This window comes from Photobacterium sp. WH24, assembly GCF_019204055.1.
Taxonomy (GTDB): Bacteria; Pseudomonadota; Gammaproteobacteria; order Enterobacterales; family Vibrionaceae; genus Photobacterium; species Photobacterium arenosum.
Genome location: NZ_JAGSOZ010000006.1, coordinates 163,496 through 177,643 on the forward strand (window position 1 = coordinate 163,496; position 14,148 = coordinate 177,643).

The following is a 14,148-nucleotide window of genomic DNA, read 5'->3' on the forward strand; positions in this document are numbered from 1 at the left end:
AAGTTCCAATGACCGTAGTGGCCCGCTTTCCGGGCGTGCTCATCTTACTGGGCAATCGGTCTGGTTACTAGGTAAGTGATCCCACTCCTGGCTGAAACCTTAATGTGCCGAATCCGCCGGCTGTCGCAGATGCGCATCAACAAAGGCCAGCAGACACCCTGAGATCAGCCCGAACAGATGCGCCATATTAGCCACTTCAAATCCCATCACGCCGACGAAACCTAAAACCAGCCAGACCAGCATAAAGACGACATAGCCATTGGGAATAGTGAGGCCCCGCGATGGTGCCAGCCAGCCCAGCCACCACAGGTAGCCCATCAGCGCGTAAACCACCCCGGATAACCCGCCGAAGTTAGGGCCGTGGAACCAGAACTGTGCAAGGCCGGAGACCAGCGCGGAAACGATGAAGACTTCCAGTAACTTGCCGCTGCCGCTGTGCCGCTCAAGCCGTCCGCCCAGCACCCACCACCACAGACAGTTGAATATCACATGCAGTGCGGAGAAATGGATCAGGCTGTGAGACACATAGCGCCAGACTTCCCAGCTGTCTCCCTGCATGGTAGGAAAATGCAGCCAGTAAAAAAGCGGCACCTGCCAGCCCAGCAACCAGCCGCCGTATATGCCGACCGCCAGCACCATCACCAGCAGACAGACAGGACCGGCACCCGATTTCACCATGTCAATCATACTGGGACTGTCATAGCGAAACGACGGTTGCTGACGGCGGTTAGCCACCTGCCAGGAGGCAGCCTGGTATTTCTGATCGTCAGGATGGCGGATAAACTGCTGCCACTCAGCTTCGGTTTCTACCTGGTGCGCTGGGTCAGACAACCAAATGGCAAACTGGCCGCCGGGTTCAGCGGCCAGGGTAAGTTCAATACCACGGGAGGCCATATAATCTATAAAGGCCTGTGCCATTCGGGGGTTATTGAGCACGGCGATGCGCTGCATCTCAGACTCCCTGTTGAAATTTGTGCGCCGCAGGCGTCGCTGACAAGCGCAGGATGATCATCTGGCTGAATTACTGCTCAACACACGGATAAGCCTGACGGCGCCACGCTTCAAAGCCGCCGTCCATGCTGTACACGGTTTCATACCCCTGATTAATCAGATACTGGGCAGCCCCCTGAGAGCTGATCCCATGGTAGCACATCACGATCACCGGCTGCTCGAAGTCAACGTCATCCATAAAACTGACCATAGAGTCATTGGTCAGGTGAAAAGCAGACGCCGGATGAGATAAAGCGTGGGATTGAGGATCGCGAATATCGACCAGTACCGCCTTAGTGTCGGACTGTTGTAATAATGCGTACGCTTGCTCAACCGAAATATGTTCAAACTGCTCCATGATGACCTCATTCTGTAATTATCAACCGGGGTGCCAGCATCTGGTTGCGCTAATCCCCCTCATCACACGATCTTACGCGACATGCTATCGACGCGAAAACCAGCAATGGTGGACCCAAGGGATCCTGGCGCATTCAGCACGGTATCCCCTACTCATTCAATGCCAGCCAGTATACTCAGTTACTCACAGCTTTGAAAAAAAACTGGCTGCCTTTTGCGTGCGGGCTTTGCCGAATATCCTTACAGGATCGAGAGTTAGTCTGGCTGGCTGGGCCAGCCAGTAGCCTGCTGATCATAGTTTCGCCAGCTGTGGAAAAAACTGTGAATAGCGTTGATAATGTGTTTCTGCCCAAAAGGATCCACTAGATATAGTAAAGATCCGATCAAAGCCTGTGGATAACATTTTCAGCCTCAGTCGGCTATGCCAGCAGCCACTCAGCAAACCGCCATTCCATAGGTGTTCAGGCACAAAAAAACCGGCTCAAAGCCGGTTTCTTCATTCAATAAGTTTGTGGATAGAAAATCCAGCGACCCGCAGGGATCCTCATCCCAAGGATCCTGCACCATGCGGATCGTTACAGAGCGTCACCGACGGCATCTTTCAACTTGCGCATCGCGTTTTTCTCCAGCTGGCGGATTCGCTCGGCTGAGACACCATAATGATCAGCCAGATCCTGCAATGTGGACTTATCGTCCTCCAGCCAGCGTGAACGCACGATATGCTGACTGCGGTCATCCAGATTCGCCAGTGCCAGTGACAGACGATTGTTGGCGTGATCTTCCCAGTTATTTTCTTCATAGCTGAGCGCCACGTCAGATGATTTGTCTTCCAGAAAATACACAGGTGCTGTGTAGCTGTTTTCACGTTCGTCATCATCAGCCGGCATATCAAAGGTGGCATCCTGCGCGGCAAGACGGGACTCCATCTCACGCACTTCACTGGTTTCTACACCCAGTTGCTCGGCCACCATTTCGACTTCTTCATTGTTAAACCAGCCAAGGCGCTTTTTCGCCTTACGCAGGTTGAAGAACAGTTTACGCTGAGCCTTGGTGGTCGCGACTTTCACGATCCGCCAGTTACGCAGCACATACTCATGAATTTCAGCCTTGATCCAATGGACAGCGAAAGACACCAGCCTGACACCCACTTCCGGGTTGAAGCGTTTTACCGCCTTCATCAGACCAATATTGCCTTCCTGAACCAGATCAGCCATTGGCAGGCCATAACCTGTATAGCCGCGGGCAACATGGACTACAAAGCGCAGGTGCGACAATACCAGACTGCGGGCAGCCTCAATATCACCGTCATAATGCAGACGCTCAGCTAACTCCCGCTCCTGCTCGGCTGTCAGCATCGGATGGCTGTTTACAGACCGGATATAGCCTTCCAGGCTATCAGCAGAAACTAAAGCTAATGAAGTCATCTCTTTTGTCATTCAAGTAACCCCTGTGGATGCTTTGCCAGGGCCAAATACCCTGGACTTTCACCTAAATCAAGCAGCATTACACTGCCAGACCGACAATAATGCCTTCAATGCTGCACAAAATGCAAGCATGCGTAACCAATACGTAGAGTCTGATTCATCACATTGGTTCAATTTCTTTTAAGTGTCTGCCGGCTGAAAGACGAGCTGCCAGTATGCCCAGCAGAGCCGATAAGAGAATGAGTAGCAGGCATTCATCCCAGGCCAGACCGGTTAGGTGGAAATCACTGCCATACAAAGCGGCCAGCTTATCAACTGCACTTTCCAGTATAAAGCTTACCAGCGTAGTGAGCACTAACGCAGCCACCGAGGCCAATAAGCCATACCAGGCGCCTGTGTACAGAAATGGCCGCAGAATATACGTGTTGGTCGCCCCAACCAGTTTCATAACCTGCACCGCCTCTTTCTGATTTTGCAGCTGAAGACGCAGCGTATTACCCACTATCAGGAACACGGCCAGCAGCATCAGGCCAGCCATGATCATGGTCAGCGTGAGACTGAGTTGCTTGATGGCTTCAAGACGCTGCAGCCAGTCGCTGTCCAGCCGGACATCATCCACACCAGCCTGCTCACTGAGCTTGCGGGCCAGTATTTCCGCCTGGCTGCCCGACTGCCATTGCACCGACGGTTTGATAATCAGCACCGCCGGTAAGGGATTTTCATCCAGCAGGCTCAGGGCCTTGGCAAAGCCTGCGTGCTCACGGAATTCATCCAATCCCTGCTGAGGAGAGACATAATCCGCCGAACTGATTTCCGTCCAGCCCGCCAGGCTCTCTCTCAGGGTGCGGGCGTCTGCATCGCCGGCACCCGGCGCCATATAAACAGTCAGCTGAGTCGGGTTCTGCCAGGCCTGGCTGACAATCGCAATATTCTTTGCCGCCAGATAAAAACAGGCCGGTAAGGTCAGGGCAAAGGCCAGCACTGCCAGCGTCAGGACATTGCCCACCGGACGGCGCCATAGATCAGTGAGTGCCTGCTTACCCACCTGACGCTGGACAGAGAGCCAGCTTTGAGCTTTACGCGCCATACGCCACCTCGCGCAAACTGCCCTGGTGTAAATCAAGCCGTCTGTAACTGTGACGGCTTAATAAAGAGGTGTCGTGGGTGGCCATCAGTACACTCACCCCAACCCGGTTAAATTCGGCAAACAGTCCCATCATCTGCTGGGACAGATCGGCATCCAAATTCCCGGTCGGTTCATCCGCCAGTACCACCAGCGGCTTATTGACCACGGCCCGGGCAATCCCGACCCGCTGCTGTTCCCCGCCGGACAGCTGAATCGGCAGGCATTGTGCTTTATCCAGCAGGCCGACTTTATCCAGCGCGGCGGAAACCCGTCGCTTCACATCACCGGCCGGAGACTGGGCGATTTGCAGTGGCAGCGCCACATTGTCAAACACAGTCCGGTCCATCAGCAGTCTGTGATCCTGAAAAATCATCCCGATGTGACGGCGAAGAAAAGGAATCTGATGGCTGTCTATCCGGGTAATATCATGATCATTGAAGAAAATCCGGCCATCACTCGGCCGTTCAACCGCGGCGATCAGTTTCAACAGCGTGCTTTTACCGGCACCGGAATGGCCGGTGAGAAAAGCCATCTCACCTTTTCCCAGATGGAAATCCACTTTTTGCAGGGCCTGGCGACCGCCCCGATATGCTTTACTGACCTGCTGAAACCGAATCACAGTTAATCCTCGTCGCTGAACAGAGCCTCAATAAATTCCTGGGCGGCAAAAGGACGCAAATCTTCAATACCTTCACCAATACCAATGTAACGGATAGGGATATTGAATTGATCTGCGATGGCAAAAATTACACCACCCTTAGCCGTGCCATCCAGTTTGGTCAGTGTAATACCAGATACTGGTGCCACTTCACTGAACAGTTTGGCCTGACTGATCGCATTCTGGCCAGTACCGGCATCAACGGTCAGCATAATTTCGTGCGGCGCCAGCGGATCAATTTTCTGCATCACCCGGACAATCTTACGCAGCTCTTCCATCAGATTGCCTTTGTTCTGCAGACGGCCGGCAGTATCGGCAATCACCACATCGACATTGCGTGCTTTGGCTGACTCAATCGCATCGTAGATCACTGAAGCACTGTCGGCACCGGTATGCTGGGCGACCACAGGCACGTTATTACGATCGCCCCACACTTGCAGCTGCTCTACCGCCGCGGCACGGAAGGTATCCCCAGCGGCCAGCATGACTGACAGCCCCTGCTGCTGGAATTGCTTGGCCAGCTTACCGATAGTGGTGGTTTTACCTACGCCATTCACACCCACCATTAAAATCACATAAGGCTTGCGGCTGGTATCAATCACCAGTGGCTGCTCAACTTTTGCCAGCATCTCACTCAGCTCGTCTTTCAGCAGACCGTACAGGGCCTCGCCGTCTTTGAGCTGTTTGCGGTCGGCTTTTTCGGTCAGGTTTTCGATAATCTTGAGCGTGGTGTCCATACCGACATCTGCCACCAGCAGCTGCTCTTCCAGCTCTTCAAACAGATCATCATCAATCTGCTTGCCCCGGAATAAACCGAAGAAGCCAGCCCCTAGATTATTGCGGGTTTTCTTCAGCCCTTTCATCAGCCGGGCAAAGAAACCCTCGCGCTGCGGTTTTTCCTGCACCGCCGGCTCCTCAGAAACAAGGGCCGGTTCAGCCGCGGCTTGCAGGCTTGGTGGCTGTGCATCTTCTTCTGCCGGCCGGATATGTGTATCTGCCTCGACATCCAGATGCACACTCTGCTCAGGCAATTCAGGCTCAGCGTCGCGGTGCGTCAGCGGGGCTTCCGCATCCGCCATATCCTGATGAGGTGGAACCGACTCCTCTGCAGAAGCAGGCTGCGTTTGTGCCTCCTGAGTCTGTTCCGACTCTATGGTCTCTTCTTGCGGTTTATGTTGTTCTTTTTGCTCGGTTTGTTCTTCTTCACCAAACCCCAGCCATGAAAATAATCCGCGCTTCTTTTTTTCTGCCATTGGCAAATCCTAGACATTGATTGGTACAATTTACGGCCTGAAAATAAAGGGCCTGTTTATCTTTGGGCTTGCCAGCTTAGTAGGCCTGGCGAACATAACCAATCGTCAGGGTAACAACGAACAAACACAAAGATAATCAGGCCCATGTATACTACCACTTTCTCTACGGTCGAAGAAATGTATGACTAGACGTAAGACGCATTCCGGACACAAAGCTAACCCGCCCAGCCAGGCAGGCTTTGTACGTATCATCAGTGGCCGCTGGCGAGGACGTAAACTGCCGGTCCACGATGTTGCCGGGTTACGCCCGACAACCGACCGTGTCAAAGAAACCGTTTTTAACTGGCTTGCCCCGGATATCCACGGCTCACGATGTCTGGATCTCTTTGCCGGCAGCGGCAGCCTTGGTCTTGAAGCCTTATCGCGTGGTGCGGAGCACCTGACACTGCTGGAGCTAGACACGAAAGCCGCCAGTCAGCTGAAGCGTAATCTGGACACCTTAGAGACAGATAAAGCTGAGCTGCATCAGACCGACAGCCTGTCTTTTCTCAATAAACCGGGGTCGGCTTTTGATCTGGTGTTTATTGATCCGCCTTTTCGGCGCGACATGCTGCCGGAGGTGATTCGCCTGCTGGAAGCCAATGGCTGGCTGACCCCGCAAGCCCTGATTTATCTGGAAGCAGAAAAAGAACTGGGACTGCCTGATACGCCCGAACACTGGCAGCTCATCAAAGAAAAATCGGCGGGACAAGTTTGCTACCGCCTGTATCAAAGAGAGGAAATATGAAAGCGCTGATTTTACTGGCGAAAGTGGCGATCGGATTTGTCTGGGCGGTACTTTTGCTGAACCTGTTCCACCCTTTCCCGGGTGTGGCGGCAATCGCACTGTATATCATGACGGCGTTTCTGCTGGCGATGCACGGCCTGCAAATGCTGATTTTCCTCGGTGCGTTTGGTGACAAACTGTCTCTGAGTCGCTGGGAAAAATGGTCGATACTGATTTTCGGCATCTTTGCTTTGCTGGATATTCGCCGCAAGCACATGGTGTAAAAAGCTAACGGCAAGGGTGCCCGGCTGGTGCCCTTCGTTTATCCTGCTCTTCAGCAGTCAGTCTCAGGTTTATCGGTGCCACATTGCCAGCACCAGTCAAACTGACCTTCGTTCTCTTCGCCGCAGGACACACATCGCCAGCGCCGCTGATTGCCCGTCTCGTACCCGGCAAGTAACTGGCGTGCCTTTACCGCATCCTGTTCCGATACCCAGAGTGTCACCTGTACCACATCAGCCGGTAATTCACCGGCAGCCGCACCGAGATTCTCCCCGGTCAGACGCACCGCCAAACCGGCATGTTCCAGCAATCCTTTCAGGGTATGCGCTTCAAGGCTGTTGCCCGCCCGGTAGATCTGTTGCCAGCTAGCTGCCATTACCAATCTCTTCTCTTTATCATCAGCGTAGCAGCACACTGACCACTAAGAGCGACTGGGCAAGATAATAGGTGGTCATGATACTGCCTGTCGCAGCTCTGAAATTGCCTCTGAACCGGTCCAGGGCCAGCAAAGTATCTGATACCAGAAAAACCATCGCCCCGGCAAAAGCGGCAAGGCCGGCACCTGTTCGGGTGGTTAGCCAGTACTCACCCGCTGCCCAGGTCATTTGCAAAATCACCCCTATATATACACCAACTGGCAGAGCCAACCGGCCCAGAGACGGCAGCAACAACAGATAAACGATAATCCCGGCCCCCATCAGCAAGGCAGGCAGCCACCACACTATCGGGCCAGACAATTCATTCCAGAAGGCCAGTGAATACACTATGTGCGCCAGCAGAAAACTGGTCAGGCCCGGCACAAACTTGTCTTTGGGCAACATAAGGAAAATGTCCCCGGCGACGGAACACAGCAGACCGGCAATAATCCATTGCTGGTATCCATCACCCTGGCCAAACTGCAGGATTGTTGCCAGCAGCAAGAAAATCGTCAGCGGCTTAAACAAATAAAACTGCCACTGTGGACCGCGATAAGCGGCATTGATATGTAACAAAGCAGAAAAAGAGACGGCTAACCAGACCCACATACGTTCACCCGAGTTATCAAAGCTGTGACAGTGTAAAAAGCAAACGCCGTTTGTCTAGCTCAGATAGGCCAGAAACCCGGTCAATTCTCACCTCTGTGATCCATCACACTTTCATATAACTTATTCCTTTACCGCCACTTTTATTCCTTTTCGTTCAATGCTATGGCTGCATCTCCCAGACTGGTCACAAAAACAGTGCAGTTCCGCTGTCAAAAGCGTCAGGCTCATACTAATGCGATAAATACCGCTTTAGTTTAGCCATCAAGAAACGAAAACAGATAGAAACCCCGTTCAAAATAAAACATAAAAATGAATAAAAACAAACAAATAAAACAAAACCCAGCTCCACAATCAGCTCAGAGCTTCCTTAAGTTATTTTACCTAACATCTACACAGTTACAGAGCGTTGAATGTCGATAAATAACGAAAATTGTATGCAAAAACCTAACCCGGCTGTATACCTTAACCGGTTTTCTTTAGTTTTATCACGAAAAACAATGATAGCTAACGCCAGATACCGCCAGAGCACAAAACCATAAGCAGAACTTAAACACGGATAAAAACAAAAACACGAAGATATTAAAACAACAAAATAATCAAATACTTAAAATAAAATTAAAACTTAACAACCCAATCAGATTGTTTTTTGACCTCACCATTTTCATCAGCCAAATGTCATCAACAAAGGGATTTCATGACAACTAAAAGTAAATTTATTGCTAAATATCACACTCTTCCTTTGATCGAGCGACAAAAAAAGTGCTATTCTTTTCTTACACCAATTTTCCAGCAACATAACAGGAGCCTATAACTATGTTATCACCCTCTCAAAAACAAGGGCTTGTCATGATCGCCGTCGTCGCCGGTCTCATGTTGCTGCCTGTGCTTTATTAAGCAAAAGATAAAATTAACCAATAAAAAAGGTGCCTGAGGCACCTTTTTTATTTTGTCGCTATCATGCGCCATCCGTTACGGATCCAGCTTTATATGGTGCCAATTGTTAGAGTAAAACCACAGCGCCAAGGCGGTCATGCCTAACACTAACAATACGGCAACCGCCCACACCCTGCGCGCGCTGCGGGGCGTCAGCTCTTTTTCGCACTCCTGACAGGCCCGGCGAAAGCCACGACTGTCATCCAGGCTAAATCCTTCCTCATGCACCACTTTATTGCGTATGGTGGCCACATAACGCAAGGTGGGGATGATCTCGTGAGGCAAACGCTCTTCACAACTGGTAATTAACTGATGCAGCCCTTTTCCTTCCGCATGATAATGGTGCCGCAGCAAATGCTCGAGTCGCCGGCTCCGGCTCACCACTAATTCAATCTCTGACACCCACATCTCTCCTGCTACCTGCTTCTTCTTTAACCTTACAGGGAGATCAGCCAGTTGCAAATCTACCGGCGGCGATCTCACCATAACCGCATTCTGTCACAGACAATCCGATATACACTCAAGCATAATAGCGGGCAGTTACCTAAGGAGCCTGCTATGCCCGTTACCCCTTTTCTGATTCTTCTGGTGTTACTTGTTGTTGCTGTCGCCTCATTCGTTCACATCTACCGCCGTCATCTGTCGGGCAACGCAGCGATAGAAAAAACAATAGAGGTGCTGATACTCGATAAACAGAGTGTCGCTGTCGACAATACTCCACCAGGCGGCGACAGTGAGGAATATTGGCTTTATGTCCAGCCGGTAACAGGCGGCCCCAAACGTGATTTCCAGATAGGGCCGCACTATTTCCACGCCCTGAATGCCGGTGACTCAGGTACCCTGACCTACCGGGGGCGACGATTTATGCACTTTGCACTGAAGCGCTGACAAATGTCGCCATCGTCTGTAAGACAATACATCAGGGCACCAGCCAGGCCGTCAACCGGTGACGGCTAAGCAGCCAGCTCGCCAGCAAAGCAAGCCCGCCGGCCACCAGAGTCCAGAACGGGATCATCACAACAGGATGAATAAAGTACCAATCAAACGCTCTGACCGGCCACAGAAAAATCGGGTGCAGCAAGTAAATACCCAGACTATAGCGACTCACAAAGGCCAGTTTGGCAAGCATACCTTCACTGAGGCGATCGGCAATATAACGGCACACCACAAAAACCATCGCGGCGATGAGCACAGTATTCAGGGTTTTGTAAGACAGCCAGCGGCCAACAGTGTATTCACCCGCTGCAAAGCTGCGGCTGAGTACCATATAATCTGTCAGCAGCAATGCCGCTATCCCCAAAGGCAGTAACCAGCCCAGTGTCGGCCAGGAATAGCGATAAAGGCAATAGCCCAGCAGCAAGTACCCACTGTACAGCACCAACTGGTGGCTCCAGGGGCCATCGATATAAAACAAAAACAAAGCCGTCAGCAGCATCCACACCAGCGTCACCCCTTTCACTGCTGTCGGATCAGCCCGCTTCACCCACGCCTGCAAAAACGGCATCACCAGATACAAAGGCAGAAAATAGTAGAAGAAGCCCAGGTGATAATAGGTTTCGTGTTCCGGCATGTTAGCCAGTGTCGCCATCGCGGTACTGCTCTGATAGCCATCTAAGGTCAGGCCTGAAAAAAACGCATAAAACACCGACCACACCAGAAAAGGGAGCAATACCTTGCCCAGCCGCCGCCGGACATAATAGCCAAACTCAAACGGCCGGGTGTCTGTCAGCATGAGCGCGCCACTGATCATGATAAAGACAGGCACAGCCCAGCGGCTGAAGCTGTTATAACTCACCGCAGTTATCCAGGCATGGTCCGGGATCTGCCCGAGCAGTTCACGGTAAGGCCCTAACACATGAATCACAACCACAGCGGTGGCAGCAACACAGCGCAGTAAGTCGACAAAGACTATTTTTTCCCGCATGGGATCTCCTTCACTTGTTACAGCCCCTCTTTCGATACTAAAGCGCCATGAGCGGCCTGATCAGAATTTGTGCATACCTCACTGGCGTACAATCTAAGCAAACTAAAGGCAGACGCTTATCAGTATGTTATCAAATTGATAATTTGAATGATGTTTTATTAAATTCACACCAAAACGAGATATTAATCACATTTTTGTGGCCATCATAGCAAGCAGGCCAAGCAAAACTGAGCCCTTTATTCTCTGAGCCACTCGCACAAATAATCAACAGAAAGCATATAAAAAAGTAAAATGGTCCACTGGCAACACAAAAATAAACACAAAAAACTAATCTGAACGTCAATATGCAGTCATAAAATACACAACAGAAACATTTAGACACATTTTTATCTTGTTTATGGCGTTAACAATAGCGTAACCTCCCGCACCGATTAGATGCCCATTGACGGGTACATGACGTAAGAATGGAGGTCGTGATGCATTCGAGTGCTTCACAAAAACAGTTGAATACCAAAAAAACGCTCTTTACGCGTTTTCTGGATACGGTTGAGTGGCTGGGCAACCTGCTGCCGCACCCAATCACCCTTTTCGCCCTGTTCAGCCTGGCAATACTGATTGCTTCCGGCATTGCCGGCTACTTTGGCGTTTCAGTGCCAGACCCGCGCCCGGAAGGCGCCCCAGGGCGTGCCGCTGACGGCATGATCCACGTTATCAGCCTGATGAACGCCGAAGGTCTGCAAATGATCGTGGCGAATCTGGTGAAAAACTTCACAGGCTTTGCCCCGCTGGGTACTGTGCTGGTGGCCATGCTGGGTGTCGCGATTGCAGAATATTCTGGCTTACTTTCTGCTGCAATGCGTGGCCTGGTCATGGGCGCTTCCCGCCGTATGGTAACTCTGGTTGTGGTGTTTGCCGGTATCATTTCCAATACGGCTTCAGAGCTGGGTTATGTGGTGCTGATCCCACTGGCCGCCATGCTGTTCCACTCGCTGGGTCGTCACCCTCTGGCGGGTCTGGCCGCGGCTTTTGCCGGTGTCTCCGGCGGCTACAGCGCTAACCTGCTGCTGGGCACTGTTGATCCCCTGCTGTCCGGGATTACCCAGACGGCAGCGCAAATGATTGACCCGACCTACCAGGTTGGCCCGGAAGTGAACTGGTACTTCATGTTTGCTTCAACGTTCGCGATCACCATCATGGGTGCCTTCGTGACCGAGAAAATTGTTGAGCCAAAACTGGGCACTTACAATGTCGAGGAAGCCAGCGACGATCTGGGCAAAGACAAAATGGGCAAGCTGACGGATCTGGAAAAGAAAGGTCTGAAAGTGGCGGGACTGGCTGCACTGGCGGTATCTGTTCTGCTGGCGCTGACCATAGTGCCGGAAAACGGTATCCTGCGTCATCCTGATACCGGCCTGGTGGCAGGCTCGCCTTTCCTGAAAGGCATTGTGGCTTTCATCTTTGTGTTCTTCGCCATCCCTGGCTTTGCGTACGGTAAAGTCGTTGGCACCATGAAGACAGATCGCGACGTGATCAGTGCGATGTCGGCTTCTATGTCGTCAATGGGTATGTATATCGTACTGGTGTTCTTTGCCGCCCAGTTCGTGGCATTCTTCAAGTGGACTAACTTTGGTCAGGTCTTTGCCGTGGCGGGTGCAGACATGCTGCAATCCATCGGCCTGACCGGGCCAATGCTGTTCTTCGCCTTTATCCTGATGTGTGGCTTCATCAACCTGATGATAGGTTCAGCCTCGGCACAGTGGGCAGTTACCGCCCCTATCTTCGTGCCTATGCTGATGCTGGTCGGCTATGCGCCGGAAACCATTCAGGCGGCGTACCGTATCGGCGACTCAGTCACCAATATCATCACCCCTATGATGAGCTACTTCGGTATGATTCTGGCGGTGGCGACCCGTTACCAGAAAAATCTGGGACTGGGCACCCTGATTGCCACTATGCTGCCATATTCCATGGTCTTCGTGGTCGGCTGGAGCCTGATGTTCTATGTCTGGGTGTTTGTACTGGGTATCCCGGTTGGTCCGGGCGCCGCGACCTATTACAACATTGGCGGCTAATTCTGCTTCCCCCTGAAACGACAAACCGGGCAAACGCCCGGTTTTGTTTTTCCTCTTTTCCCCAACGGGATACACAGCTTATTTCTGATACGGGATCTGATAGCTGGCCAGCCAGCGCAGCGTCTGGTGATACACATTCGCCACCTGAGCTTCATTCATTCCCAGCCGCTGGCAATACCGGGCGGTACTTTCCCAGTCGGCATTGTCGTAGGCATCCAGCAAATTCAGAATATCGCCCAGCGGCCCCTGCCGCAGCAATAAGGCGCGGTGGACTTCCTCAGACAGAGGTAACAGCTCCAGCAGTTTAGGCAGCGGCTTATCAAGCAAGGCATCGAGCAGCGAAAACATCCCCGCCAGAAACGCCTGATCACTGTTCAGGGCAATACCGCTTCCCCTCGCCAGCTCTTCGCACATGCGCGCCCGCTGCAGCGACAGAATATACAGCTCGCGCGGTTTGCGGATAGAAGCATGAGCCGCGGCCACCACTGAGACAAACAGCTTAATTTTCTCTTCACCCAGATACACCAGCGCCTGCTTAAAGTTACCGATTGGCGTCAAGGTTCGGTGGGCGGCGGAATTGACATAACGCAGCAAAAGATAAGACAGGGAAACGTCGCTGGCAATAATGCGCTCGACACGGGGAAAATCGACCGGAGTGCGACTGATTTCACGCAGCAGTCTCAGGGTGGTCAGGGTTTCAGGCGTCACCTGACGGTTTTTCAGCAGCTCAGGTTTGCTGAAATAATAGCCCTGAAACAGATGAAAACCGGCAGCCCGGGCGGCTTCAAACTCTTCCCGGCTTTCTACTTTTTCGGCCAGGAATTTCAGGCGGCGATTTTCATGCTGGGCCACAAAAGCACAGGCGCGCTGACAACCCAGTTTGATGAAATCAAGCTTAATCACATGCACATAGGGCATGAAGCGCTGCCAGGCCGGTTGCAGATCAAAGTCGTCCAGCGCTATGGTATAACCCTGTTTATTCAGATGACGTATCGCCGCAAACAGCTCATCATCCGGGGTGCAGGTTTCCAGCACTTCTATCACCACCTTGTGCCGCGGCAGCAACAACGGTAGCAATCTCACCAGGCTGTCATAGGGGAAATTGATAAAGGTACGCTGGCTTGCGGTGGCAAGATCGTCACCGACAGCCATGTAGTTTTCCACCAGTAAACGGCTGGTTGCCGTGTTGGCTTCGATGTCCGGAAAGGCATTCTGCTCCCCATCACGAAACAGCAATTCATAACCAACGGTTCTCTGCTGGCGGTTCAAGATAGGTTGACGAGCAACGTAGGCGTACATATTGGGGAAATTAATGATCCTGTCCGGTGGAAGACAATA

At 52.0% G+C, this 14,148-nt stretch carries 15 protein-coding genes; 4 read left to right on the forward strand and 11 right to left on the reverse strand.

The annotated features are described in order from the left end of the window. Positions 1 to 99: 99 nt before the first annotated feature. The 6 genes from glpG to ftsY all read right to left on the reverse strand — a co-directional run bounded on the left by glpG (position 100) and on the right by ftsY (position 5,808). Positions 100 to 951: a rhomboid family intramembrane serine protease GlpG gene (glpG, locus tag KCG43_RS09585; RefSeq protein WP_218384511.1), complete on the reverse strand. Its 852-nt coding sequence runs from the start codon at positions 949 to 951 to the stop codon at positions 100 to 102. A gap of 70 nt (positions 952 to 1,021) precedes the next feature. Further along, positions 1,022 to 1,348, reverse strand: a complete 327-nt coding sequence (gene glpE / locus KCG43_RS09590) for a thiosulfate sulfurtransferase GlpE (protein ID WP_161458539.1) — start codon at positions 1,346 to 1,348, stop codon at positions 1,022 to 1,024. A gap of 574 nt (positions 1,349 to 1,922) precedes the next feature. Continuing rightward, positions 1,923 to 2,783, reverse strand: coding sequence for an RNA polymerase sigma factor RpoH (gene rpoH, locus KCG43_RS09595; protein WP_192016034.1), 861 nt, complete (start codon positions 2,781 to 2,783; stop codon positions 1,923 to 1,925). A gap of 148 nt (positions 2,784 to 2,931) precedes the next feature. Continuing rightward, positions 2,932 to 3,858: a permease-like cell division protein FtsX gene (ftsX, locus tag KCG43_RS09600; protein ID WP_218384514.1), complete on the reverse strand. Its 927-nt coding sequence runs from the start codon at positions 3,856 to 3,858 to the stop codon at positions 2,932 to 2,934. After that, positions 3,848 to 4,516: a cell division ATP-binding protein FtsE gene (gene ftsE, locus KCG43_RS09605; protein ID WP_027250514.1), complete on the reverse strand. Its 669-nt coding sequence runs from the start codon at positions 4,514 to 4,516 to the stop codon at positions 3,848 to 3,850. Before ftsE ends, ftsX begins: the two co-directional genes overlap by 11 nt. Positions 4,517 to 4,518: 2 nt before the next feature. Then, positions 4,519 to 5,808, reverse strand: coding sequence for a signal recognition particle-docking protein FtsY (ftsY, locus tag KCG43_RS09610; RefSeq protein ID WP_218384516.1), 1,290 nt, complete (start codon positions 5,806 to 5,808; stop codon positions 4,519 to 4,521). 181 nt (positions 5,809 to 5,989) lie between these two features. On the opposite strand from ftsY, the gene rsmD reads away from it, so the two are divergent. Further along, on the forward strand, positions 5,990 to 6,595 hold the full coding sequence (gene rsmD, locus KCG43_RS09615; RefSeq protein WP_192016037.1) for a 16S rRNA (guanine(966)-N(2))-methyltransferase RsmD: 606 nt from the start codon (positions 5,990 to 5,992) through the stop codon (positions 6,593 to 6,595). Further along, positions 6,592 to 6,858, forward strand: coding sequence for a DUF1145 domain-containing protein (locus KCG43_RS09620; RefSeq protein ID WP_027250511.1), 267 nt, complete (start codon positions 6,592 to 6,594; stop codon positions 6,856 to 6,858). Before rsmD ends, KCG43_RS09620 begins: the two co-directional genes overlap by 4 nt. A gap of 50 nt (positions 6,859 to 6,908) precedes the next feature. Here KCG43_RS09620 and KCG43_RS09625 read toward each other — a convergent pair whose 3' ends face one another. From KCG43_RS09625 to KCG43_RS09635, 3 genes are all read right to left on the reverse strand, one after another. Beyond that, a complete protein-coding gene (locus KCG43_RS09625; RefSeq protein WP_218384518.1) occupies positions 6,909 to 7,232 on the reverse strand; it encodes a DUF2007 domain-containing protein in 324 nt (107 codons plus the stop codon). A gap of 22 nt (positions 7,233 to 7,254) precedes the next feature. After that, entirely contained in the window at positions 7,255 to 7,881 is a 627-nt protein-coding gene (locus KCG43_RS09630) for a lysoplasmalogenase (RefSeq protein WP_192016039.1), read from the reverse strand. Positions 7,882 to 8,850: 969 nt separating this feature from the next. Then, the gene (locus KCG43_RS09635) at positions 8,851 to 9,216 is read right to left on the reverse strand and encodes a DUF4145 domain-containing protein (protein ID WP_192016107.1); all 366 of its coding nucleotides are present in this window, start codon (positions 9,214 to 9,216) and stop codon (positions 8,851 to 8,853) included. Positions 9,217 to 9,372: 156 nt separating this feature from the next. Here KCG43_RS09635 and KCG43_RS09640 point away from each other — a divergent pair, with 156 nt between their 5' ends. After that, positions 9,373 to 9,702: a DUF2500 domain-containing protein gene (locus KCG43_RS09640; RefSeq protein ID WP_218384520.1), complete on the forward strand. Its 330-nt coding sequence runs from the start codon at positions 9,373 to 9,375 to the stop codon at positions 9,700 to 9,702. A 31-nt stretch (positions 9,703 to 9,733) separates the two neighbouring features. Here the strand turns inward: KCG43_RS09640 and KCG43_RS09645 are convergent, their stop codons facing one another. Next, positions 9,734 to 10,738, reverse strand: a complete 1,005-nt coding sequence (locus tag KCG43_RS09645; protein WP_218384522.1) for an acyltransferase — start codon at positions 10,736 to 10,738, stop codon at positions 9,734 to 9,736. 476 nt (positions 10,739 to 11,214) lie between these two features. Between KCG43_RS09645 and KCG43_RS09650 the strand changes: the two genes are divergently transcribed. After that, the gene (locus KCG43_RS09650; protein WP_192016042.1) at positions 11,215 to 12,810 is read left to right on the forward strand and encodes an AbgT family transporter; all 1,596 of its coding nucleotides are present in this window, start codon (positions 11,215 to 11,217) and stop codon (positions 12,808 to 12,810) included. 78 nt (positions 12,811 to 12,888) lie between these two features. Here KCG43_RS09650 and KCG43_RS09655 read toward each other — a convergent pair whose 3' ends face one another. Further along, the gene (locus KCG43_RS09655) at positions 12,889 to 14,109 is read right to left on the reverse strand and encodes an EAL and HDOD domain-containing protein (RefSeq protein WP_192016108.1); all 1,221 of its coding nucleotides are present in this window, start codon (positions 14,107 to 14,109) and stop codon (positions 12,889 to 12,891) included. Positions 14,110 to 14,148: the final 39 nt, after the last annotated feature.